This window comes from Pseudomonas japonica (assembly GCF_900188455.1).
Classification (GTDB): domain Bacteria; phylum Pseudomonadota; class Gammaproteobacteria; order Pseudomonadales; family Pseudomonadaceae; genus Aquipseudomonas; species Aquipseudomonas japonica.
In genome coordinates this window covers 1-23380 of sequence record NZ_FZOL01000029.1, presented here as the reverse complement: position 1 = coordinate 23380, position 23380 = coordinate 1, and the positions used below count along the sequence as shown (strand labels likewise).

21 protein-coding genes are annotated in these 23380 nt (G+C 65.6%); 4 read left to right on the top strand and 17 right to left on the bottom strand.

The window, feature by feature from the left end; all coding sequences use genetic code 11:
• Positions 1 to 2: 2 nt before the first annotated feature.
• The 3 genes from CHB99_RS26060 (at position 3) to CHB99_RS26050 (ending at position 5061) form a co-directional block, all read left to right on the top strand.
• Positions 3 to 1604 (top strand): ABC transporter substrate-binding protein, encoded by a 1602-nt coding sequence (locus tag CHB99_RS26060; protein ID WP_042126445.1) that lies wholly within the window; start codon positions 3 to 5, stop codon positions 1602 to 1604.
• Between the two features lie 70 nt (positions 1605 to 1674).
• Positions 1675 to 2601, top strand: coding sequence for an ABC transporter permease (locus CHB99_RS26055; protein ID WP_042126442.1), 927 nt, complete (start codon positions 1675 to 1677; stop codon positions 2599 to 2601).
• A gap of 159 nt (positions 2602 to 2760) precedes the next feature.
• Positions 2761 to 5061, top strand: a complete 2301-nt coding sequence (locus CHB99_RS26050) for a TonB-dependent receptor (protein ID WP_042126440.1) — start codon at positions 2761 to 2763, stop codon at positions 5059 to 5061.
• 24 nt (positions 5062 to 5085) lie between these two features.
• Here the strand turns inward: CHB99_RS26050 and CHB99_RS30240 are convergent, their stop codons facing one another.
• The 17 genes from CHB99_RS30240 to CHB99_RS25970 form a co-directional block, all read right to left on the bottom strand.
• Positions 5086 to 5253 carry an NAD(P)H-dependent oxidoreductase gene (locus CHB99_RS30240; protein WP_245655622.1) on the bottom strand — a complete coding sequence of 56 codons (168 nt, stop codon included), beginning with the start codon at positions 5251 to 5253 and terminating at the stop codon, positions 5086 to 5088.
• Positions 5250 to 5744 carry a hypothetical protein gene (locus tag CHB99_RS26045; protein WP_042126438.1) on the bottom strand — a complete coding sequence of 165 codons (495 nt, stop codon included), beginning with the start codon at positions 5742 to 5744 and terminating at the stop codon, positions 5250 to 5252. The genes CHB99_RS30240 and CHB99_RS26045 overlap by 4 nt, the downstream gene beginning before the upstream one ends.
• A 48-nt stretch (positions 5745 to 5792) precedes the next feature.
• Complete coding sequence (locus CHB99_RS26040; protein WP_042126436.1) at positions 5793 to 6389, bottom strand: c-type cytochrome; 597 nt, start codon at positions 6387 to 6389, stop codon at positions 5793 to 5795.
• The gene (locus CHB99_RS26035; RefSeq protein WP_052419474.1) at positions 6386 to 6823 is read right to left on the bottom strand and encodes a c-type cytochrome; all 438 of its coding nucleotides are present in this window, start codon (positions 6821 to 6823) and stop codon (positions 6386 to 6388) included. Before CHB99_RS26035 ends, CHB99_RS26040 begins: the two co-directional genes overlap by 4 nt.
• A gap of 3 nt (positions 6824 to 6826) precedes the next feature.
• Positions 6827 to 7345: a methylamine dehydrogenase light chain gene (locus CHB99_RS26030; protein ID WP_377696998.1), complete on the bottom strand. Its 519-nt coding sequence runs from the start codon at positions 7343 to 7345 to the stop codon at positions 6827 to 6829.
• An 8-nt stretch (positions 7346 to 7353) separates the two neighbouring features.
• Positions 7354 to 7944 (bottom strand): redoxin domain-containing protein, encoded by a 591-nt coding sequence (locus tag CHB99_RS26025; protein ID WP_042126432.1) that lies wholly within the window; start codon positions 7942 to 7944, stop codon positions 7354 to 7356.
• Complete coding sequence (locus tag CHB99_RS26020) at positions 7941 to 8495, bottom strand: MauE/DoxX family redox-associated membrane protein (protein ID WP_052419473.1); 555 nt, start codon at positions 8493 to 8495, stop codon at positions 7941 to 7943. Before CHB99_RS26020 ends, CHB99_RS26025 begins: the two co-directional genes overlap by 4 nt.
• The gene (locus CHB99_RS26015) at positions 8489 to 9709 is read right to left on the bottom strand and encodes an amine dehydrogenase large subunit (RefSeq protein ID WP_084702798.1); all 1221 of its coding nucleotides are present in this window, start codon (positions 9707 to 9709) and stop codon (positions 8489 to 8491) included. The genes CHB99_RS26020 and CHB99_RS26015 overlap by 7 nt, the downstream gene beginning before the upstream one ends.
• A 38-nt stretch (positions 9710 to 9747) precedes the next feature.
• Entirely contained in the window at positions 9748 to 10755 is a 1008-nt protein-coding gene (locus CHB99_RS26010; protein ID WP_042126430.1) for a WD40/YVTN/BNR-like repeat-containing protein, read from the bottom strand.
• A gap of 13 nt (positions 10756 to 10768) precedes the next feature.
• Complete coding sequence (locus CHB99_RS26005; RefSeq protein ID WP_042126428.1) at positions 10769 to 13129, bottom strand: efflux RND transporter permease subunit; 2361 nt, start codon at positions 13127 to 13129, stop codon at positions 10769 to 10771.
• Between the two features lie 45 nt (positions 13130 to 13174).
• Positions 13175 to 15001 (bottom strand): DUF1302 domain-containing protein, encoded by a 1827-nt coding sequence (locus CHB99_RS26000; protein WP_042126426.1) that lies wholly within the window; start codon positions 14999 to 15001, stop codon positions 13175 to 13177.
• 18 nt (positions 15002 to 15019) lie between these two features.
• Complete coding sequence (locus CHB99_RS25995) at positions 15020 to 16357, bottom strand: DUF1329 domain-containing protein (RefSeq protein WP_042126424.1); 1338 nt, start codon at positions 16355 to 16357, stop codon at positions 15020 to 15022.
• Between the two features lie 628 nt (positions 16358 to 16985).
• Entirely contained in the window at positions 16986 to 18338 is a 1353-nt protein-coding gene (locus CHB99_RS25990) for an NAD(P)/FAD-dependent oxidoreductase (RefSeq protein WP_042126421.1), read from the bottom strand.
• A gap of 15 nt (positions 18339 to 18353) precedes the next feature.
• Positions 18354 to 19784, bottom strand: a complete 1431-nt coding sequence (locus CHB99_RS25985) for a coniferyl aldehyde dehydrogenase (protein ID WP_042126419.1) — start codon at positions 19782 to 19784, stop codon at positions 18354 to 18356.
• A 107-nt stretch (positions 19785 to 19891) separates the two neighbouring features.
• Positions 19892 to 20896 carry an AraC-like transcriptional regulator QhpR gene (gene qhpR / locus CHB99_RS25980; RefSeq protein WP_042126417.1) on the bottom strand — a complete coding sequence of 335 codons (1005 nt, stop codon included), beginning with the start codon at positions 20894 to 20896 and terminating at the stop codon, positions 19892 to 19894.
• A 227-nt stretch (positions 20897 to 21123) separates the two neighbouring features.
• Entirely contained in the window at positions 21124 to 21732 is a 609-nt protein-coding gene (locus tag CHB99_RS25975; protein ID WP_042126416.1) for a glutathione S-transferase, read from the bottom strand.
• Between the two features lie 3 nt (positions 21733 to 21735).
• The gene (locus CHB99_RS25970) at positions 21736 to 22086 is read right to left on the bottom strand and encodes a hypothetical protein (protein WP_042126414.1); all 351 of its coding nucleotides are present in this window, start codon (positions 22084 to 22086) and stop codon (positions 21736 to 21738) included.
• 104 nt (positions 22087 to 22190) lie between these two features.
• Between CHB99_RS25970 and CHB99_RS25965 the strand changes: the two genes are divergently transcribed.
• The gene (locus tag CHB99_RS25965; RefSeq protein ID WP_042126412.1) at positions 22191 to 23081 is read left to right on the top strand and encodes a LysR substrate-binding domain-containing protein; all 891 of its coding nucleotides are present in this window, start codon (positions 22191 to 22193) and stop codon (positions 23079 to 23081) included.
• The last annotated feature ends 299 nt before the right edge of the window (positions 23082 to 23380 follow it).

The following is a 23380-nucleotide window of genomic DNA, read 5'->3' as shown; positions in this document are numbered from 1 at the left end:
CCATGCGTTCCAACATGAAGTTCTGGCTGGCCCCCCTCCTCGCCGGCATTCTTGTCGGGTGCGGCAACCCGGACGAATCCAGGCCCGCCGCAAGCGCCGCCAGGCAGGTGGTCTTCGGCATCGATGGCGGCGCACAGACCCAGTTCCAGCTCGACCCGCACTTGATCGCCTTCGCCCCCCACAACCGGATGCTCAGGCAGGTATTCGACAGCCTGGTCGTCCTGCTGCCGAACGATGAGACAGGCCCTTGGCTGGCGCGCTCCTGGGAAGTCTCCGCCGATAACAGGACCTACACCTTCCATTTGAAGGAAGGCGTCACGTTTCATGACGGAACCGTCCTGGACGCCGCCGCCGTGAAATTCAACTTCGAGCGCATGGCCGAGCCCGCGTCATTCGCCACCTACCAGGACTTCGACGCCTATGAAAAAGCGGAGGTCGTCGACCCGCTCACGGTCAGGCTTTTTCTCAAACGCCCTGATGCGGCACTGCTGAACAAGCTGTCCAAATCCACCTTTGGCATCGTCTCTCCAGCAGCGGTCGCGAAATACGGCAAGGAGTTCGCCTCAAACCCGGTGGGCAGCGGCCCCTTCCTGTTCAAGAGCCTCAGTCACGGCACGCAGATCAACCTGGAGCGCAATCCGCGGTACGCCTGGGCATCCGCCTTGTTTCCAGACAATGCAGCGCCGGTCATCGATCGCCTCATCCTGAAAAACCTGCCGGACGAAACCACGCGCATCGCCGCCCTGAAAAGCGGCCAGGTCGACGCCGTGGACATCGTACCGCCACAAAACCTCATCGAACTCGCCGCCGACAAGCACTTCGTCGTGCAACAGAAGGAGCTGCTGAACCACAACTTCTCCCTGTACTTCAACACCCTGCGCGCGCCGCTGGATGATGAAAACGTGCGCACTGCCGTACGCCTGGCCATTGACGTCGATTCGATCGTCAAGACGCTCTACCTCGGGCGTTTCAAGAGAGCCTGGTCGCCGCTTTCACCCTCGCTGCCGGGCTATGACGCGAGCCTGGAGAACAGCTGGAAGTACGACCCGGAACAAGCCGGGAAACTGCTCGACGGGCAAGGCTGGATCCTCGGCCAGGATGGCATCCGGACACGCAACGGCGAAAAACTTCGTCTGGTGTTCGTGCACTTCGAGGGCAACCGGGAAAAGCGCCTCGACGTCATTACCATGGTGAAAAACCACCTGAAGAAGGTCGGCATCGATGTCGTCATCGACTCGGTGCTGGGCTTCAACTTCGAGAAGATCGCCAAGGGTGAGTGGAACATCTCCAACGGCAGCCAGTTCACCTCCGACCCCGATGTGCTGAGAAGCATCTACCGCGACAGGAGAGCGGGCGGCATCCGCATCATCACGCTGGCCGACGACACGCTCTCCCAATGGCTGACCCAGGCCAGCCAGGAAACCGACAAGGGCCAGCGCCGCGAGCGCTACAAAAAGATCCAGGAACGCATCATCGGCAAAACCTACTCCGTGCCCATCTATGTCCTGCCCTACACGCTCGCCCACTCGAGCAGGGTGAGTGGCATCGTGCTGGATCAGGGCGGCTTTCCGCTCTTCCAGTCGGCACGCATTGCCCAGCCTTGAATCCCGATAGTCCGCGGGCACGCTCCGACACAGCGGTCGAAACGTGCCCGCCTCGTCAGCGAGACCGAACATGTACATGCTGAATCGGCTTATCCATTCCCTGGGCGTCATCCTCGGCACGATCACCCTGGTCTTCTTCATCCTGTTCTGGCTGCCAGGTGACCCCGCCGAGATCGTTGCGGGAGAAAACGCCAGTCAGGAAACCATCCACGCCATCCAGGAACAGCTCGGTACCAACAGACCCATACTCCAGCAGTACGCCTCCTATCTGGGAAAACTGCTGACGGGCGATCTGGGGACGTCGTTCATCACCAATACCCCCGTGCTCGACCGCTTGCTGGAACAGATGGTCCCTACGCTGGAGCTTGCTCTCCTCGCGGCCCTGGTCGCCCTGCTGGCGGGCATTGCCTTGGGCAGCCTTTCCGCCATCTGCCACAAAAGCCTGCTGGACAGCGGCATCCAGTGGACCGCCCTGGTACTGGCATCCATGCCGTCCTTCTGGCTGGGCACGCTGCTCATCCTGCTGTTTTCCGTCAGGCTTCAATGGCTTCCCTCCGTGGGCAACACGGGCTTGAGCAGTCAGATCCTGCCCGCGCTGGCATTGGGACTGATCGCCTCCGGCACCCTTGTCCGCCTGGTACGCAGCAGCATGCTCGACACCCTCAACGAACCCTACGTCCTGACGCTGAAAGCCAAGGGCAGCGGCCTGCTGAACATCTACCTCAAGCATGCCCTGAAGAACTCGCTGCTGCCCGTGGTGACCCTGTTCGGCGTGCTGCTGGGCACGCTGCTGTCGGGCACCGTGGTGATCGAAATACTCTTCGCCAGGCAGGGATTGGGCCGCACGGTCATAGAAGCCGTAGGCCAGAAGGACATTCCGGTGATCCAGGGCGCCGTCCTGCTGATCGCCTCACTCTACGTTCTGATCAACCTGCTGGTCGATTTGTCCTACCGCTGTATCGACCCGAGGACACAGCAGGATACCCAGCATCTTTAAATGCAATTTACTAATATATTTGATATGACTTTATAAAATATAAACATCATAAAACAGTATTTCACCGCTCGCTGATTAGTCATTAATCTGGCCAGCAGGGACCTGATAACAGCTGGACCATACCTATGAAAAATCATTCAAAGACCAGCGAGACCATCCATGAAGAAGTCGAAACTTGCCGTGAGTATCGGCCTGGGCGCATTCGGTATGATGCTGCCCCCCGCTTATGCCGATGTCGTACAGAAAACCAAAAAGGCGGATGAATACCAGGAGGGCGCAGCCAGCACGCAAGATCCCTCCAGCAGCGAGCCCCGGCTGGGTGACGTTGTCGTTACCGCACAGAAACGCTCCCAGCCGCTGCAGGAAACGCCCGTCGCGGTCACCGCCTTCACCGCCGATGACATTGCCCAGCAGTCGATTTCCACCTTCCGCGATCTCTCCGGCAAGGTTCCCGGCCTGGTAGCGCCGAAGCGCTCCACCTCCTACACCACCCAGCAATATTCCATTCGCGGCGTCGGCGAAATCGATACCTATCCCGAGCCGACCGTGGCCGTCTATGTGGACGATGTCTACCTCGCTCGAACCGTGGGCTCCATCTACGACACACCCGACCTGGAAAGGGTCGAGGTTCTGCGCGGGCCGCAAGGGACCCTCTACGGTCGAAACTCCAGCGCGGGCGCGATCAAGTTCGTCACCAAGGACGCCACCTCCGATCCGAGCGCCGAGGTCAGCACCTCTTATGGCAGCTACAACAACCTCAACCTGAAGGCCCGCGTCAATGGCCCGATCCTCGATGACGAGCGGCTCAACGGTTCGTTCTCGGTCGTGCGCAGAACCCGCGATGGCTGGACCCACAGCATTCCGTTGGACAAGGACGTCAATGACCTCGACCTGACCATGTTGCGCACCAAACTGAACTCGGTTCTTACCGACAAGCTGTCCGCCTCGTTCAGTGCCGATGGCATGTGGGATCGCAGTTCACAGACCTACTACACCCCGCACAACCAGCCCAATGGCCTGCCCGGCGGGGGCAGCCCGGACCCGGACAGAACCTGGTCGGATACCCGCCCGCTGAACAAGACCCAGGTCTATGGCGGCTCCCTGACCTTCTTCTACGACTTCTCACCGGAAATCACCCTGAAGTCGGTCAGCGCCTGGCGCGGCATGCAGGGCCCGATCTACTACGACAACGACGGCGTCACCGCGATCAAGAGCGACAGCTACGCAGGCTTCGACCAGCACTACTGGACGCAGGAGTTCAACCTCAACGGCAGCTATGACCGTCTGAACTATGTCGTGGGCCTGTATTACTTCGATGAGTTCTTCAACAACAACCGGTTGAACCAGAGCGCATCGAGCAACCTCAACAACGTCGGGGTCAGAGCCTGGGCGGACAGCGATTCCTACACCAGGAGCTGGGCGGTCTTCAGTCAGTTCGACTATGAGCTGACGGAACAACTCTCCACGACCCTGGGTGCGCGCTATACCGTAGAGCGCAAGAAATTCGACAACCTGGGCGCCACGCAAGCAGGCGTCCCGCTGATCTACCCGCTGCCCGGCAACTTCGATACGGATCTATTTTCCTCACTGTTCTCCAGGGGGGCCGCTCGCTACGACGTCAATGGCACCTGGGAAACCTACAGCAGCTTCACCCCCAAGCTCGGCCTGCAATACCAGTTCACGCCCGACCTGATGGGCTATGTCAGCTACTCTCAGGGGTTCAAGAGCGGTGGGTTCGACTTGCGCGCCACCAGCCTGGAAAGCTCCATTACGCCCTACGACCCACAGACGACAACGGCCTATGAGGTCGGCATCAAGGCGGCCTGGTTCAACAACCGCCTGACCACCAACCTGGCGATCTACCGCAACAACATCGAAGAATTCCAGGTCCGCGCGTACACCACGGGCGCCCTGGGCACCGCGGGTTCGTTCCTGATCAACGCCGGCGATGCCCATTCGCAAGGCGTAGAGCTGGAAATCTCCGCCTTGCCGACAGAGAACCTGACACTGGGCTTCAACCTGGCCTACCTGGAAACCGAATACGACAAGTTCACCGCCACCCTGCCCACCAACGAGCAAGGCCTGACCACCCTCGAAGGGCTGGACTTCCCGTACGCGCCAACCTGGCAAGCCAGTGCCAGCGTCAACTACCGGGTACCGCTGGACCTCCCCGGCGCCCTGCGCCTTGGCCTGGATGCCAACTTCGAATCCAAGCGCTATGCCGACGTGCTCAACACCGAGCAGACCGCCGTGTCTGCGCAGACCTTCTTCAACGGCACGATCAACTGGACCACACCGGACGGCACCCTCACCACCGGCCTGGAAGGCAAGAACCTGACCGACCTGAGACGGCCGCAGTCAGGCGGCTACCGCACGCGCTTTTCCGGCACGGAGCCCACCTACTACCACGCCTACAGCGAGCCACGCTTCATCAACCTGTTCGTCACCAAGAAGTTCTGAGTGCCTATCAGCCATCATGATCCGCTACAGGTAGTTGCGCCCGCAGTCCTGCACACAGGGCGCCCTGGACAGGCCACCGGTCATGAAGATGACCGGATTGGCCTCGTCCTCCAGTACCTCCACCGCCAGCCGCGCCATGGCGCTGTTGAAGGATTGCGGCTCGTTGTGAGCGTGAACGATCAATACCTTCATGGCCGCTCCAGCAGCCTGACGCCGTTGTACTTGAAAAAGAACTGGTCGGCGGGAATCACCACATCGCCGTAACGACCGCTCAAGGCCATGCCCATCATGTCCACTTGCAGTTGCTCCTGGTCGATCATGTAGTCGAGAAAGCGCTGGGCCTGCGCCGGGCCGATGCTGCGCAGGGTCCGCAGCCAGGCCAGGTACTTCACGGTCTCATGGTGGACCAGGCGCAGCAGCAGCCCCTGCAGGGGCCGTGGTACGGAGGACACCAGCCAGGATTTCACCCGGGTCGCCAGGCCCGGGGTGGTGTCCAGCCCCCAGTGCTCGGCCGCGGCCTGGTAGCGCGGCTGGTTGAACGCCTCGAGGTCGGCGTAGGTTTTCCAGAAGGTGTAGGCCGGTTGCCCGGCCACGCGCGCGGCCATGCGGGTGACCGCGGCATGGGCGAAAGCACGGTTGGCCAGTTCGTGGCGCAAGCCTTTGAGAAACGCAGGTGATGGCATGGGAATCCCGTCCATTGAAAAGCAGCGTATTGACCATGGGTAGGCGGTTCAGGGAGCGGCGATGTAGTCGAGCAACGCCTTGCGCTGCTGCTCGTCATGCAGTTGCAGGGCGATGCCGCGCATCCAGATCGCCAGCTCGCTGGCGTGCTGTTCACTGCCGCGCGAGCCTTCGCTGAAGGCCTGCAACTGCCGTTCGAGGTAGGCGCGGTCGAGCAGCCGCAGGTTGGCCGTCTTCAGGTGCGCGAAGCCTTGTCCCTGGGGCCCATGGCAGGCGGCGCAGGTGCCCTGGTACAGCGCCTGCCCCGGGCCGGCGGCAGCCAGCGGCGTGGTCGGTGCGTCAAGCCCGGCGAAGTAGCGCGCCAGGGCCTGGCGATCATCCTCGGTCAGGGTGCTGGCGATGGCGCGCATCTGGGCGCCATGGCTGTCCCGCGGGTCGTAGCCGCGGCGCCCGGCCTGAAAATCGCGCAACTGGGTCAGCAGGTAGTCACCCTGCTGCCCGGCCAGGCGTGGCGCACCCAGGGCCGGATTACCCTGGCCCACGCTGCCGTGGCAGGCCACGCAGGTGGCCGCCTGGGGCGGTGGCGCGGCGAGCGCGGAGAAGGTGGCGGTGAGGGCCAGCAGGCCGGCACACAGGCTAGGTCTCATCGGTCGGTGTTCCCTGGTGGTTGTTCTTGTTCGGCGATGCGTTTCAGCAGGCGCTCGCGGGTGACGTTGACATCGGCGGGTACCGCGTGGCGCCACTGCCGCACTTCGGCGCCGCTGTAGGCTTGAAAATCCGCGGGCAGATGGCTGGCGTCGAAGCGCACCAGCATCCAGTTCAGGACCCCGGCCAGGGCCTCGTCCGACAGCCCCGACAACGCCGAGCCGGGCACCTGCACCAGGTACTCGCGGCCCCCTGGCACCAACAGGAACTTGCCCAGCTGGCCGGGAAAGGCCGGCACGCCGCGCTGCGGATTGCCGCCGCCATCGGGCAGGTGGCAACCCTGGCAGTTGAGCATGTAGTCGAACTGGCGCGGCTCGGTGGCCCCCGCCGGCGTCGCCAGCGCGAGCAGCAGCACCCAGGGCAGTCGGCTGGCCATGCCCTACTCCTTGACCCCGATCACCACCGACAGCGAGCAGTGGTAAGGCATGTCCGCCTGGCTGCCGGAGCACCAGTTGATGTCGTTGGAGCTCTGCGGTCGGTACAGCGGCGTGTCGCCCTGGTCGCGCTGGCAGACGCAGCGGCCGCAGTTGCTCTTGCCACAGCAGTCGTTGTACGAGATCACGTAGTCCTTGCCGTCGGTGGGATTGCGGCAGGTGCCGATCCAGGTGATGTCCGAGCGCACGGTGCCGGGCGGACAACTGCTGGAGGTGCCGCCGCAACAGCCGCAGAGAAAGCCGTCGATGGCGCAGTGACGCCAGTACTCGCAGCTGTTCGGGTCGCCGGACTCCTGCAGCCCGGCGCTGGACTGGGCGAAGGCACCGCCGCGGAACACCGGCAGCAGCGTGGTCGCCCCGGCGCCCACCAGCAAGGTGCCCAGGCCACCGAGAAAGCCTCGGCGCGAGGTGCCACGGGCAACGCGACGGGTCAGCAGTTGGGTGGCTTCGTCGAACCATTTGATCGTCATGTTCAGGCCCCCTGCCGCGCGGCGTTGTACGCCTGGACCGTGGGATGGCCCAGGCGCCGCGCTTCCAGCAGGCTCTCCAGGTGCTCACGGCTGTTGACCAGGCCATGACTGGCGACGCTGCCCTGCTCGTCGATCAGCACCGCGTAGGGCAGCTTGCTGATCTGGTACGCCAGGCCGACCTCCCGCGACAGCAGGTAGGGATAGCCCTGCAGGCCCTGAGCAGCGATGAAGGCCAGGTGCTCGGCGGCTTCGCCGTCACTGGCCAGGACGATGTCCAGGCGTTCCTGGCGGCGCAGGGCATCGAGCACCGGCAACAGCGTCTTGCACACCGGACAGGTTTCGGAAAGGAAGAACAGCAAGGTCGGCTGCGCCCTGGCGCCGCCCAGGCTGACCGAACCACCGGTCAGGCTCGGCAGGGTGAACAGCGGTGCCGGCGCGCCGGCCTTGATCGCCTTGCCCAGCGACAGCGCACCCACCGGCTGGAGGCGTTCGTGGAGCAGCCCGACCTGGCGCGCCAGGGCCCACACCGCGAGGATCAGCAGCAGGATCAGCGCCCACGACAGCAGGCAGGAAATTATCAGAGCATGGGTCATGGCCGTTGCCTCAGGGATACACGGTTGGAAATCAGCAGGTTCGCCAATTGGTAGCTGGCGGCGGCGCCGATGAAGACGCAGACCAGGGTGAAGGCGTCGAGCCAGGTCAGCGTCCGCGCGCTCATCGGCACCAGCAGGTTCGCGGCCAGCGCGGCCAGCAGCAGGTTGCGCCACACCAGCGCCCTGGCCGGCGGCTGCGGGCGGCCGCCGAAGTGGCAGCCGCAATCCTCGATGGCGGCACCCTGGCGCGAACCCAGCGCCAGCACCCCGGCGTAGAGCGCCAGCAACAGCGCCGCGGGCAGTGCCGCCAGCGACCACCCACCACTGAGCAGCAGCCCGGCGGCGGCCAGTACCTCCAGCAGCGCCAGCAGGTACGGCCACAGCGCTGCCGCGCACCATGGCCCGAGCACCTGGGCATAACGTCGCAGCACCTGGGCGAAGGCCTGGGGTGCGCGCAGCTTGTGCAGCGCCGCGGCGCCCAGCAGCAGGCCCAGGCCGCCGGCGCTGGCGAGATGCACCAGCGGATCGTGGAGCAGGTCGATACTCACCATGGCATCACCACATTGAGAAAGCCCAGGGGGATATCGCCGATGCCGCGCAGGTGCTCGCCACTGTCGGCGTCATACAGGTTCACGGCCTGACGCAGCAGTGGCGTCAACCCGGCCTCGCCCTCGGTGAGGTAGATCCACAGGGCAAAGGGGCGCGGCATGGGCGCGACCCAATCCAGGCTGTACAGGCGCGGCTGCGCCCCCTGGCTGACGCCGATGGCGGTGCTCTGTTCCTTGAGCGGCAGACGCGCCAGCCGCTGCCGGGTGCGCACGTCGTACACCCACACCTCGGTGCCGGGTTTCTGGTAGTTCTCCGGCAGGTCCTTGTGCATCAGCACGAACAGCCGTCCGCTCTGCCCATGGAAGGCCACGCCGTGGTTGCCGGCGATCCCCCAGCCATCGCCGCGCTCCTCGTCGCTGAGCAGCGACCACTGCGCGAGCGGTCGCACACCGTCGGCGGTCATGCCCAGGGCATAGGCGTGATTCTGCTGCGAGACGAAGTACCAGGTGTCGCCATCGCGCACCGCGGTGGTCAGCAGCAGGTCCTTGAGCGGGTCGAATGCCGGAGGCGTGCGTTCCTGCCGGATCACCTGCCCCTGATCGTCCAGGCGCAGGTGGAAGAAACCGCCATTGCCGCAGATCGCGTAGAAGTCGCGGGGACCGGCCGGATAGATCGACGCGCAGCCGGGGATCGGCACCTCGGTGACGAAGCGGTCGTTCTCCAGGTCCACCACCGAGATCGACTGCGCCGGGGTGAAGTTGAGCACCAGCAGGAAGCGCTCGTCATCGGACAGCACGCTGAGCCCGGTGGAGATCAGCGCGGTCATGCGCTTGGCCGGGATCTCGATCTCGTGCTTGGGGCTGAGGGTGCGGGCGTCGTACACCGTGACCACGTCGCTGCGCTTGCCGCGCACGCCACGACTGAAATGGATCTCGGTGGCATACAGCTCGTCGCGCCCCTGGGCCAGTTGCAGGCCGTTGGACCAGATACCGGTACTCAACTGGCCGAGGTTGCGGCCCTGGTCGTCGAACAGGTAGGCGCGACCGTCGACCATGTTCGGCGCGTTGCTGCCCCAGATCCAGAACCAGTGCTGGTCACGATGCTCACCCAGCACTTCGACACGGGCCTGCTCCGGCACGAAAGCCGCGAACGCCGAGGCAGCGCCGGCGCACAACGAAAGACCACACAACAGATGACGCAGGAATTGCTTGAACATTGGGTGCTCCGCTACAGGCGATCGGCCTGGGCTTGAGTCTATCGAGGGGCTTTTTCGCTGGATTGGCGCGCGGCGCCAGGCGCTTTGGCATCCGGTGCCACGCTGTCCAGCACGCCAGCGCTGCCGAACAGCAACAGGCGACCGGACTGCGCGGTCAGGGCCGAGAGGTTCAGGCGGTCCTCACGCTGGTGGCTGGTGAACTGCGCCACCCGCGGGTCGGAAACCGCCACCAGTCCGGCGTTGCCCACCAGGGCCACGCGCCCATCGTCCAGTTGCGTCACGGCGGTGATCGCCTCGTGACTGCCACTGTCCAGCACGCGCCATTCGCGGCCTTGGCTGTCACCCAGGAGCACCCGCCCGCTCATGCCGGCCAACAGCACCCGGCCATCGCGCAGGCCGGTGCCGGTCCACAACGAGCCACTGACGCCAGTCTCCAGCCGTTGCCAGGACGCCCCCTGGTCGCTGGAGCGGTAGGCGCGGCCTGCCTCGCCGACGACGAACAGGCTGCCATCAGCCGCCCTGAACACCTGGTTGAGGTGGAAGTCGTCGCCCTCCTCGCCCACCCGCACCACCTGCCAGTGGTTGCCGCCATCGACGGTGCGCGCGGCATAGCCATAGGCACCCACGACCAGGCCGTGGCGGCTGTCGCTGAACAGCACCGAGAGCAGTACCGGCCTGCCCTCCAGGCGCTGTTGCAGCTCCCAGTCGCGGCCGCCATCGACGCTGTGCAGCAGCACCCCGCCATGCCCCACCGCCCAGCCCTGTCGGTCATCGATGAAGCTCACCGCGGTCAGCAGCCCATCCACCGGCACGCGCCGGGCCTGCTGCCACGCGCGACCGTCGTCCGACAGCGCCACCACGCCATGGTCGCCCACCGCCACCCACCCCTGCCCGGCCCGCGCGACCGCCACCAGCGGCGCCTGGCGAACCTCGTGCAGGGCAATCGCCGGCACCGCCCAGCCAGGCGTCGCGCACAGCAGCCCCAGCACCCAAGGCAACAGTCCCCAAGGCAACAGTACCCAGTGCAACACTCGAATACTTTTCATCACTCAGCCCCTCTCAATGCGCGAGCAGGGGCGCGCGAACCGGCCCCCGTCGCGGAACCAGTCTTTCCAGGACCACCGCCAGCGCCGGCAGCAGGGTCACCGCCATCAGCATGTTGGCCATGAACATGAAGGTCAGCAGCAGGCCCATGTCGGCCTGGAACTTCAGCGCCGAGAACGACCAGGTGGCCACCCCCACCGACAGGGTCAGGGCGGTGAACACCGTGGCCACGCCCACCTCGCGCAGGGCCTGCTGGAACGCGGCGACGATGTCGCGTCCCGCGGCCAGGTGCAGTTGCAGGCGGTTGTAGATGTAGAAGGCGTAATCCACCCCGACGCCCACGGCGAGCACCATCACCGGTAGGGTCGCCACGGTCAGGCCGATATCCAGCGCCTTCATGAACCAGTAGCCGAGGAAGGTCGCCAGGGTCAGCGGCAGGCAGCAGGCGAGCATGGCCCGCCAGTCGCGGTACACCAGCCCCACCAGCAGCACGATGGTCAGGTACACGTAGAGCATCATCGGCAGCTCGGAGCCCTCGACCACCGCATTGGTGGCCGCCTGCACCCCGGCGCTGCCGCTGGCCAGGCGCACGGTCACCCCGGGCAGCGCATGCGCCTCGCGGTACTGCTCGATGGCCGCGGTCACCTGCTTGAGGGTGCTGGCCTTGTGGTCGGCCAGGTACAGGTTGACCGGCAGCACCGTGCAGTCGGCATCGAACAGGCGCAGCGCCTCGGGTACCTGGCGCACCGCCTCGCCGAGGGAAAGCTCGTCGGCCGGCAGCGCCGCCCATTTCGGGTTGCCCTCGTTCACCCCCGAGGCCGCCAGCTTGGCCATGGCCGGCAGCGACTGCGCCGAGAGCACCCCGGGCAGGGTCGCCAGGTACCAGGTGAGGCGGTCGACGTAGGCCATGACGTCATGCCGGTAGCAGCCGCCAGGCGGTGTCGCCACGGCCACGGTAAACAGGTCCAGGCCCAGGGCGAAGTGGCTGACCACCTGCTCCACGTCCTGGTTGTAGCGCGAGTCGGCGTGCAACTCGGGCGCCCCCGGCAGCACATGGCCGACATGCCGGCCCTGGCTCTGCCACACCGCCAGCACCATCAACAGTGCGCCGAGCAGCGTCACCCGCAGCGCGTTGCGTGGCTCGGCGATGCGCCCGAGGCCGCTCATCAGCCCTTCGCGGCGCGCCCGCAGGCGCTCCACCCGGGCCACGTAGCGCGCATCGAAACGGCAGTAGCTGGCCAGCAGCGGCAGCATCACCAGGTTGGTGACGATCTTGTAGGCCACCCCCACCGAGGCGGTGATCGCCAGCTCGCGGATCATCGGGATCGGCACCAGCACCAGCGTGGCGAAGCCGACAAAGGCGGTGATCAGGGCCAGGGTGCCGGGGATCATCAGGCCGACGAAACTGCGCCGGGCGGCGGTCATGCCATCGGCGCCGGCGCAGACCTCCTTGGCGATGAAATTGACCTGCTGCACGCCATGGGACACCCCGATGGCGAACACCAGGAACGGCACCAGGATCGCCAGCGGATCGAGGCCGAAGCCGAGCAGCGTCAGGGTGCCGAACTGCCACACCACCGACACCAGCGAGCACGCCAGGGGCAGCAGGGTCAGGCGCCAGGAGCGGGTGTACCAGTAGACCGCCAGCGCGGTGAGCACGAAGGCCAGGGCGAAGAACTCGACCACGCTGCGCGCGCCGGCGCCGATATCGCCCATCTGCTTGGCGAAGCCGATGATCTGCACGTCGAAGTCGGCGTCGGCATACTGCGCCCGCACCTGAGTCTCCAGCTCGCGACTGAAGGCCAGGTAGTCCAGGCGCTTGCCGGTGGCCGGGTCCGGGTCGGCCAGCTCGGCCACCACCATCGCTCCGCGCTGGTCGTTGGCCACCAGGCTGCCGACGAAACCGCCGGCCAGGGTGCGCTCGCGAATTCCGGCGATGGCCCGGGCGTCGAGGGTGGCGACAGTGACATCACCGCCGACCACATCCTCGGCTTTCATGCCCTCCTCGGTGATCTGCACCGCGCGGGTGTTCGGCGTCCACAGCGAGGTGACGCTGCGCCGGTCGATGCCTGGCAGGAAGAACAGGGTCTGGGTCAGGTCGTGCAGGCGCGTCAGCGCGGCGCTGTTCCAGATGTCGCCGTGGCGCGCGCGCAGGACCACGATCACCCGGTTGGCGCCGAACAGCACATCGCGGTACTCGTTGAACGTCTTGATATAGGGGTGTTGCTGCGGCAGTTGCTTGTCGAAGCCCGCCGACATTTCCAGGCGGGCGGCGAACGCCCCCATCAGCACAGTGACCAACGCCAGCAACCCCAGGGTCGCCAGGCGATGGCGAAAGACCAGGCGCTCGAGCGCCGAGACCAGATAAGCCAGCATGAATAGCCTCCCCGCCACGCGCCTTGCGCGCGCGTGGCGGTCGGATCAGAAGGAGTAGGAAAGGTTGCCGCTGATGAAGTCGCGATCGGCCATCAGGTTGTTGTCGCCGCCGCCCCAGTAGCGCACCCACTGCAGGCCGCCTTTCCAGCGGTCGCGGTAGTTGAACAGCAGGGAGCCGGTCAGCGACTTGCGCCCCTCGACGAAGGGCATGGCGTTGGGCGTGGTGCCCTTGACGTCATGGCTGAAGTCCAGTTGCGGGGTGACGGTGACGCCGCTGTCGAACAGGTTCGGGTAGTTGACCCCGAACTCGGTGACGTAGCCCCAGGAGGTGCGGTCGGGCAACGAGTAGTCCGGCATCACGTAGGGCACCTCGCCCGACAGGTCCAGGCCCGGATAGCGCACCAGCGCCACCTCCGCCAGCAGGAACGCGTCGGAAGCGCCCAGGGCGCCGGGAATGAAGCCCAGCGAGTCGTTGGCCGAGAAGGTGTAGGTGGCGTTGAGGTCGGCCTGCCACTTGCGCGTCTCGATGAAGCCCCGGTGCTCGCCGGTGTCGAACACGCTGTAGCGGTTGAAGCTGCCGCTCAGGCCCTGGCCGAAAGGCACCGTCGGGTCGATGCCCACACTGTCCCGGGGCCGCAGCGACAGCTCGCCGGCCACCGCCACCGGCCCCACCAGGGTGCTCATGGACAGACCGAAGAGGTCCTTGTCCTCGCCGTAGTCGATGAAATAGTCGTCCACCACCAGGGCGTCCGGGTTGCTGCGCGCTGTGTAGCCGATGAAGGGCAACTTGTCGTGGTAGCGCTGGTAGAACAGGCCGAACTCGGTGCCGATCGACTCGGCCATCCAGCGCAGGGCCAGGCCGTACTGGCCGCTGTTGCTGGCTTTGCGCTCGCCGCCATAAGGCACCGCCAGACCGCTGGCGACGATCTGCTCATGACTCAGGCCGCTGCTCCGCGGGTCGCCGCAGTGCCCCGTGGGCGTACCGGCGCAGATGCCGGGCAGCAGGCCCTGGGCGTAGTTTGTTGGGTAGTAGATCGCCCGGCGCCCTTCGCCGGCGACGTCGGCGCTGGAAAAGTAGCTGCCGACCGGGTCGAGGCCGTAGGCATTCCACTTGAACTGGTAGTAGCCCTCCAGGCTCAGGCTGTCGCTCAGACCGAGGCTGAACGAGGCCATCGGCGCCGGGATGAACACCTCTTTGAGCTGAGTGCCCGGGGTGTGGTACTTGGGTAGGCTGAGGGCGTTGATCTGGTTGATGCCGCCGCTGATGAACATCTCCGCTCCCCAGCTGATCACCTGGTTGCCGACCTTGACCTTGGCCGGCATCTGGCCAAGCTCGAAGCTTTTCGCCAGCCACAGGTCGAGCAGGTCGAAACGCTGGGTGGCGTCGCGCCGGGCCGGGCCTTCGAGGTCGGTACGGCGGGTATCGTCCATCTTGAAGTCGCGGGCCCAGGCGACCCGGCCCAGGGCGCTCCAGCCCTCGCCGAAGCGCAGGCTCAGCTCATGGGTGCCCTTGAGCACCTGGGAGAACACGTCGTGCTTGTGGTAGTTGAGGTTGCCGTCGTCGGCATTGGCGTAGTTGATGTCGGCGTTGGCGTAGCCGTTGCCGCGTTCGAGGTTGTAGTAACGGCTCAGCGCATTGCCGGTGCCGGTGTTGCAACCGCCATTGTTGCTGCCCAGCAGGTGGCAGTCGGGTGACTGCAGACGGCTGGCGAAACCATAGGAAAGGGTCGAGTCGAAACTGCCCGAGAGGCCGTCCTCGTCACCGAAGGTCAAGGCCTGGCAAGGCTGCGCGCCGAGCAGGCCGGCGGCAGCCAGGGTAAAGGCCGGGCACACCGCGGCCTTCGCCCATCCGCGCGAAAGGTGTTTGTTCATGGTCTGGTCTCCGGCCGATCAGCGCTCGCCGCGACGGCGCAGTTCGTTGGCGTTGAACAGCTTGTCGCTGACCCGGCCCTGCAGCCCGGCGGTCAGATCCAGCGCCGCGCCCTCCTGGGTGAAGCCGTCGGCGATGTAGCGCCGGGCGACGAGGTCGTAACTGACGTACTCGAAACCGGTGCAGGCCTGGATCTCGGGATCGGCCCACAGGCTGCCTTCCTGCACCCGCCACAGGTTGCCCTTGGCGTCATACATATCGACGTGGAGCAGGCTCCAGCTGTCCTCGTCGAAATAGAACATGCGCTTGGCGAACGAATGGCGCTTGTCGGCCTTGACCGTGGCCTCGACCACCCATACCCGGTGCTTCTCGTAGCGCTGCGCGTCGCGGTCCAGGTACTGCTCGCCGATCAGCTTGGCGTAGGTGTTGCGCTTGTCCACCAGGCGGTAGGAGTTGTACGGCACGACCATCTCGCGCTTGCCCTGCAGCTTGAAGTCGTAGCGGTCCAGGGCGCCGGTGAACATGTTGATCTGGTCGACGAAGTACAGGCTGTCGGAACCGGCGATCGGGTTGTCGTAGGCGAAGGTCGGCGCCTGGCGCACGCGCCGCTGACCGGGGAAGTAGATCCAGGCGTTCTGCGGCTGGTCGAGGCGCGCGTGCACCAGGTACATCTCGCCGGCCCGCGACGACGGCGACTGGATGTCGTAGAGCAGCTTGGCCTCGATGTCGCCGGTATCCTGCGGGCGGGTCACCGCCGGATCGTTGTAGGGGTAGTACTCGCTGGCCCACTGGCGCACCTCGGTGAGCCCGCCACCGGCTTCGCGGCGCAGGAAGGATATCTGCGCCTTGCGCCCCTTGGCCATGTAGCGCAGCTTGTAGTTCCACAGCACCTCGATGCCGCTTTTCGGTTGCGGGAATGGCACCGCGGCCCCGGCGGCGCGTTCCAGGCGCCAGCCGTCGGCACCGATGCTGGCCTGGCCGGCGAACTGCCGGGTGCGCTGCGCAACCTCGGACGGCAGCGCGCAGCTGCGGTGGGTGGGATAGACGTCCAGGCGGTAGCCGGGATAGGCCTTGATCAGCGCCACCTGCCCTTCGGGCAGTTGCGTTTGATACTGGGCAACGTTGCTGGCATCGATCGTGTACAGGCGCTGGTCGGCGGCATAGGGGTCACCGTGGCCCGGGGACCAGCCGGCGGGCGCCTGGGTCAGTCCGCCGGTCCAGGCTGGAATGCTGCCATCGCCATTGCCGGCCTTTTCGGCACCTGCCGGGGTGAGTTCGGCGAAGGCGGTGAACGAGGTGGTGGTACCGAGCAGCGCCAGGAGCGCGCCGCCCAACAGGGACAGGGGGCGTTGTTTCATGAACTTTTCCTTGCGTGGTTCTTGTGGTTATCGAAAGGCAGTTCGCTGCAGGCAAAGACGCGAAAACGGGGCCGCCAAGGGCTGGCCCCAAGGTGCTGCGGCTCTGCGAGAGAGACAGTATTCGAAGCGCCCGGTCCCGGGCTTGGCAGGCGGCGCCAGGGGGGTTGTCATTTGGTGCCAGGTGCTTGTCTTGAGGCTTGCAGCGTCCCGCGCGGCGCATCGCGGTGCATGACGACACCCTTCTAGTGCCCTCAAGATCGAGCGCCGTCCGCACGGCGCTTCGCGACGGTTCGGCGCCCCGACAAGCTCGCTCCCACAGTTTGTTGCAACGCGCCATGGCCTGTGGGATTGGGGGGTGTCAGCCTTGGTGCATGGCTGGAGTCAGGAGAGAGGCCATAGTGCTCGACCTGGATATCGAGTCGACCCAACAAAGCGGTCAACCATGGCCTGACAGATACAGGTACGTTGCAACAAACTGTGGGAGCGAGCTTGCTCGCGAAGCGCCGTGCGGACGGCGCTCGATCTCAAGGGCGCTAGAAGGGTGTCGTCATGCACAGCGATGCGCCACGCGGGCGGCGCTCGATTTCATGGGCGCTGCAAGACTCAAGACAGGCACCTCGTTGCACCATCACCCCTCCAACCCCCGCTCCTCCCACCAATCCCAGGCCCGCAACGCATGCCGCGCGGTACGCCCGGCCCAGCACGACAGCGTGGTCCCCGGCATCGGGATGGCTTTGCGGTTGACGATCCAGAAATCGGTCAGCTCGCTCCGGCGCCCCTGCAGCAGGTCGGCGATGGTCCGCCCGTTCAGATGACTCAGCGCCACACCATGGCCAAAACAGCCACCGGCGTAGATCAGGCGTTCATCGTCGATAAAGCTGATTTCCGGGACCATGTCGGCGTTCACCGACACCGGCCCGCCCCAGCGGTAGGCGATGCGCACATCGCGCAACTGCGGGTAGATCCACTTCAGATGCGCCTCGCAGTGCGCCCAGGTGGCCGGCGACGGTTGCTCGGCCATGGCGCTGCCGGTGTAGGCCCGCACATCGCCGCCGCCCATGACGATGCGACCATCCACGGTGGGACGGAAGTAGTGCAGCATCTGCCGGTTGTCGCCGAAGGCTTCGCGACCGTCCCAGCCGATGCTCCGCCACAGCGCATCGCCCAGCGGCTCGGTGACCACCTGGTAGGTCCACAGCGGAAACTGGCGCTGCCGCAGGGTGCGGGTGCCGGGGATCTGCCGCGCATAGGCATTGGTGGCGATCACCAACTTGTCGGCAGTCACCCTGGCGTGGGGCGTGCGCAGCACGATGGCGGCGTCACCGCGGGCGATATCCAGCACCGGGGTCGCCTCATGGATGCGCACCCCCACCGAGGCGGCAAGCATCTTCAGCCCGCGCACCTGCTTGCAAGGGTCGAGGTAGCCGGTCCCGGTTTCATGGATGCCGCCCAGCAAGCGCGGCGAATCATGCCGCTCGCGCAACTGCTGCGCGCTGCGCCAGCGCATGTCCGTGGCCAGGCCCAGCGATTCGTAGAGTTCCAGGGTCTTGCCCAGGCGCGCCAGCTGACGCGGCGCGTAGCTCACCCGCAGCAGCCCGGCATGCCGGTAGTCGGAGTCGATGCCATGGCTCTCGATGACCTCGCGGGTGTAGGCCACCGCCTTTTCCAGGTAGCGGTGGGCCTCGATCATCCGCTGCCGGCCCCAGCGCAGCACCACCAACTCGGGTTCCAGACCGAACAGCTTGGTACTGAAACCGGCATTGCGGCCGCTGGCGCCGAAGCCGATCAGCGCCGCCTCCACCACCACCACCCGGGCACCGGGGTTGTCGCGCTTGAACTGCCAGGCCGTGTTCAGCCCGGTGAAGCCGCCCCCGATCACCGCCACATCGACCTTGAGGTCTTCGGTCAGGCGGGTGTTGGGCGCGTAGGCGCCATAGTCGTGCTGCCAGAAGGAACGGGGTTCATTGTTGTTGTCGTGCATACCGGGCTCCAGGATTCAGCGACCGAGCATCAGGCGCATCAGGCGCTCGAACGTCTTGCCGTAGGGTGGGTACAACAGGCGGAAGGCCGGCCAGGCGAACTGCTGGAACACCGGCCGCTGCTTGGAAAATTCGAGAAAGCCTTCGTAACCGTGGTAGTGGCCCATGCCGCTGGCCCCCACGCCGCCGAACGGCAGATCGTGCTGGGCCACGTGCAGCCCGCAGTCGTTGAGGGCAACCCCGCCGGAACGGGTGGCGGCGATCACCCGCGCCTGCACGGCGCGCCGATGGCTGAACAGGTACAACGCCAGGGGATGGTCGCGCTCGTTGATGTAGTCCAGCGCCTCGTCGAGGCTACGGTAGGTCTTCACCGGCAGGATCGGACCGAAGATCTCCTCGCGCATCACCTGCATCGAGTCGTGGACATCGAGCACCAGCACCGGGGCGATCTTGCGCGTGGCCGCGTCGCTGCGCAGACCGGGCAGCAGCGGAACCACCCTGCCCCCCTTGTCGCGGGCATCCTCCAGGCAGCCCAGCAGGCGCTCGAAGGCCGGGCGATCGACGATGGCGGTGTAGTCCCTGGCGCCCAGCGCGGGATAGCGCTTGGGCACGATGGCCTTGCAGTGCTCGACGAAGGCTTCTACCCGGCTCTCGTGGATCAGCAGGTAGTCCGGGGCCACGCAGGTCTGCCCGGCGTTCACCGTCTTCATTTGCAGAATGCGCGCCGCGGCGGTCTTCAGGTCGAAATCATCGGCCACGATCACCGGCGACTTGCCGCCCAGCTCCAGGGTCACCGGGGTCAGGTTGGCGGCGGCGGCCTTCATCACCTGGCGGCCAGTGGCCGCGGAGCCGGTGAAGATCAGGTGATCGAACGGCAGGCTGGAGAACACCGCGCCGCTGACATTCGGCACGATGGCCAGGGTGTGCTCGGCGAAGTCCCTGGCCACCAGCCGCTGCAGCAGCGCGCACAGGTGCTGCGAGTTGGCGGCCATTTTCACCATGCAGCGGTTGCCCGCCGCCAGCGCGCTGGTCAGCGGCCCCATCACCAGGAACAGCGGGTAGTTCCACGGCGCGATCACACCCACTACCCCCTTGGGCTGGGGGATCACCCGGTTGCGCGCGCCCGCGAACCATAACGAGCCCTTGCGCCGCTGCGGCCGGATCCAGCGTGCCAGGCGCCTGTGGCAGTCACGAATGCCATCGACGCTGAGAAACAGCTCCAGCAACAGCGTTTCCTGATGGGCGCGGTTGCCGAAATCGGCGTTGATCGCGGCGCAGATGGCATCGCGGTTGTCCAGCAGCAAGCGTTCCAGGCGGCGCAGGTGCTGGCGACGCTCCTGCAAGGTGGCAATCGGCTGCTCGCGCTGCGCGGCCCGCTGCAGCGAAAGAATGCGCAACGCCGCGGCCTCGCCACAGTCGGCCGGGCTGGCGTGTATCGCTGTGTTCATCGTCGCTCCCTTCACATGAATGAGGCCGGTTGCCAAAGGCGGCAGCCGGCGCTTCGTTCAGGGTATCGAGGGGGTCGACGGATGAATTGACAGCAGGTGCCAGACTTTCAGCAGGCCGCGCCAGCGCTGCGTCCGGCCTGGCGGAACTGCTGCGGCGACTGGCCGGTCCAGCGGCGGAAGGCGCGGGTGAACGAGCCGGATTCGGCATAGCCGAGCAGCAGCGAAATCTGCGTCATCGAGTAGTCGGAATGGTTCAGGTAGCCCAGGGCAAGATCGCGGCGTACCTCTTCGACCAACAGCGAGAACTCGATGTCCTGCTCCTTGAGCCGGCGTTGCAGGGTACGCCGGCTGAGGCCCATGTATTCGCTGACCTGGTCCAGCGACGGCAGGCCGCTCGCCAGGCCCAGGGCGATCATGCGGGTGACCTGCGGCAGCAGTTCGTCGCTGACGTTGCGCTGTTCGCGTTCCTGCTGCAGATAAGGCTCCAGCGCCCGGAACAGGCGCTCATTGCCCTGGCTCACCGGCAGGTCGAACACCTCGACCGGCAGGGTGATGCGGTTGGTCGGCTGGCTGAAGAACACCGGGCACCTGAACAGTTGCCGGTGCACCGAGACATCCGCCGGCCGCGGGTGCTCGAAGTCCACCCGCAGCGGCCGGACATCGCTGCCGGTGATCAGCTGGAGCTGGCGCAGGATCGAGGCAATGGCGAACTCGGCATCCTGGCGCCGATTGACCACGGTGGTGTCGAGCACCTGGTAGTCGACGCGCAGCTGACGCCCTTCGCGACGGTAGTCGATGGACGACTCCTGGGCGAACACCACGATGTAGGTGTGCAGCGTCATCAGCGCCTTTTCCACGCTGGGCGCGCAATGCAGGGCATGGCCCAGGGCGCCGAAGTCATCGGCTTCGGTCTGGCTGCCCAGGGTCAGACCAATGGAGGGATGGGCAGTACCGACGGCTTCCCAGAGCGCGACGTACTGGTCACCGGGAATTTCGATGTCGGCGCGCTCGAGCAGCGCCATGTCGATGCCGAGCGCGCCCAGGTGCGGGGCGAAAACAGACTTGAAGCGACGGAAGAAGTTTTCCGAGATGACGGTGCGCACTGATTTCATGTTGTTGTTCTTCGCCGATCGTTGCCTGGTGGCTCCGCAATCCAGAGGCGCTGACCACGCTGATACAGAAAGCCGGAAATGATCCTTGTCAGACTCATATGAGCCTGACAGTCACAATTCAGACACAACACCCAGAGGCACGCAACCGCGAAGTTGAAGACAGGCCCTGCCGGCCTTCCCGATGTCGCACCTCGCCTGATCGTCGCCAGGCAGGGGCGCGGCAGCGCTCAGAGCATGGGATGGCGCTTGAACGGTTCGGTCTGTTCCAGACCTGTCGCCAGGCTGTTCAGCGCCGGAAAATCCTCGGCCTTGACCACCTCCGGCAGCATCAGGCGCATGAACGACCAGGCCACGGCACTGCTGATCGCCGCCTGATCCGGACGCTCGTCGCGTGCCGCCTGGCCCGCCCAGTGCCGGTCCAGCTCGGCGCAGGCCGCCAGCAGTTGCCGGGTGACGCGCTCGACCCAGGGCTGATGCAGCTTCTGCGCCGGGCGCAGCTTGTGTTCATAGACGATCTGCACAGCCTTTTCGCAGGCCGCCAGTGCCAGCCCCAACGTGCGCAAGGCGCCGGCCAGGGCCTGGGGCTGGCGCGGCAACAACGGGATGGCGGGGTCGGCGAGAGTTTCGACGTACTGGATGATCAGCGTCGAGTCCATGAGCACGGTGCCGTCATCCAGCACCAGGGTCGGCGCCTTGACCACCGGGTTGATCGCGGCGAACGCGTCGAAGGTGCTGAACACCGACAACACCTCGTGCTCGAAGCCGACACCCAGCAGATCCAGGGAAATCGCCACCCGGCGAACATAAGGCGAATCCAGCATGCCAACGAGTTTCATCCATCACGCTCCTTGATTGATCTTGATCTGCAGCGCCGCGCTGCGGCGCTTGAACAGTCGGCCCAGCCAGCCGGGCGAGGCCGACACCCGGCGCTGCTCGCATCCCGTGGCGAGGGCAAGCTGGAGAACCCCTTCCCCGCCGATCAGGGCCAGCCCGGCGCGGAGTTTCACCCCCTCGCCTGGGCCGATCGTGAAGTCGGCACCGTCACTGCTGATCCAGTGCCGGCCACTCAGGGCCCGGGTGTAGATGGCGTCGGCGAAGCGAACCGAGAGCAATTGCGTCCTGACCACTGAAAGCTGCAGCCATGCCGGATCCTCGCCAGTGTTCACTTGCCCTGCCCGCACATCGTCCATGACCTCGACCTCCCGCCTGCAAGACTTTACCGTTCCTTACATTAGTGAGAATCTGCACCGCGAAATATCGATATTTTTTACGAAATCACGCAAGAAATACTTACATGTCGAGCATTCCGCCCATCACCTGCCTGCGCAGTTTCGAATCGGTCGCGCGCCTGGGCAGCGTCACCGCCGCGGCCAGGGAACTGCATGTCACCCATTCGGCCATCAGCCAGCAGATCAAGGTGCTGGAGGCGATGATCGGCGTCACCCTGGTGGTCCGCGAGGGGCGCGGGTTGCGGGTCAGCGAGGACGGCCGGCTCTACGCCCTGCAGATCCGCGAATCGCTGAACGCAATCGGCGAGGCCACGCGGCTGATCAAGGCCCAGCCCAGGTCGACCGAGCTGGTGGTTGCCGTGCTGCCGTCGTTCGGCCTCAATTGGCTGCTGCCACGCCTGCCGCGCTTCCAGGACTTGCAGGGGCATATCGGCATTCGCCTGCAGGCCAGCCTGGCGCTGTCGAACCTGAGCCGGGAGTCGGTCGATGTCGGGATCCGCATGGGCACGGGTGACTGGGAAGGCATGGAGAGCCAGTTGCTGTTCCACGACGAGACCCTGGTGGTCGCCGCCCCGCACTTCAATGGCGGAGTCTTGCCGCGCAGCCCCGAAGCGATCGTCGCCAGCCCGATCATTTTCAACATGGAATCCTGGCAACCGTGGTGCCAGGCCGCGGGGCTGGACATCGACGTCCCGCGCAGCGGCCTGTGCAGCAACGACTCCAACCTGGTGCTGCAGGCCGTGCGCCTGGGCCAGGGCATCGCCCTCGAACGCCGCAGCCTGGTGCATGACGCAATCCAGCGGGGTGAACTGGTCCAACTGTCGCCGATCAGCGCGCCCTACCCCTACCCGTACTGGCTGGTGCTGCCCAATCGCGAGCGATCGCAGGCCAGGCAGCGGGTGTTTTCCAGCTGGCTGCTGGGGGAAGTCGCCGACTACCTGGATGAACTGGCGTAGTGAGCGCGGGTGCGCGACTGCGGCATACATTGCCCATAGGTATCTACACAACTTTGACGGTCTGGCGGGGAACCGTATGAAGGCCGCCAGGTGCCTGCCTCAAACCTTGCAGCGCCCTCAAGATCGAGCGCCGCCCGCGCGGCGCATCGCGGATGAATCCGCTCCCACATTTGTTGCAACGTGCCATGGCCTGTGGGATTTGGGTGTGCTGGTCTAATGGCTCCGGACACCTCAATTAGGGAGAATCCCCCTACTGAGGAGTACCCCCGATGACCAAGAAGTACAGAAGATTCACCACC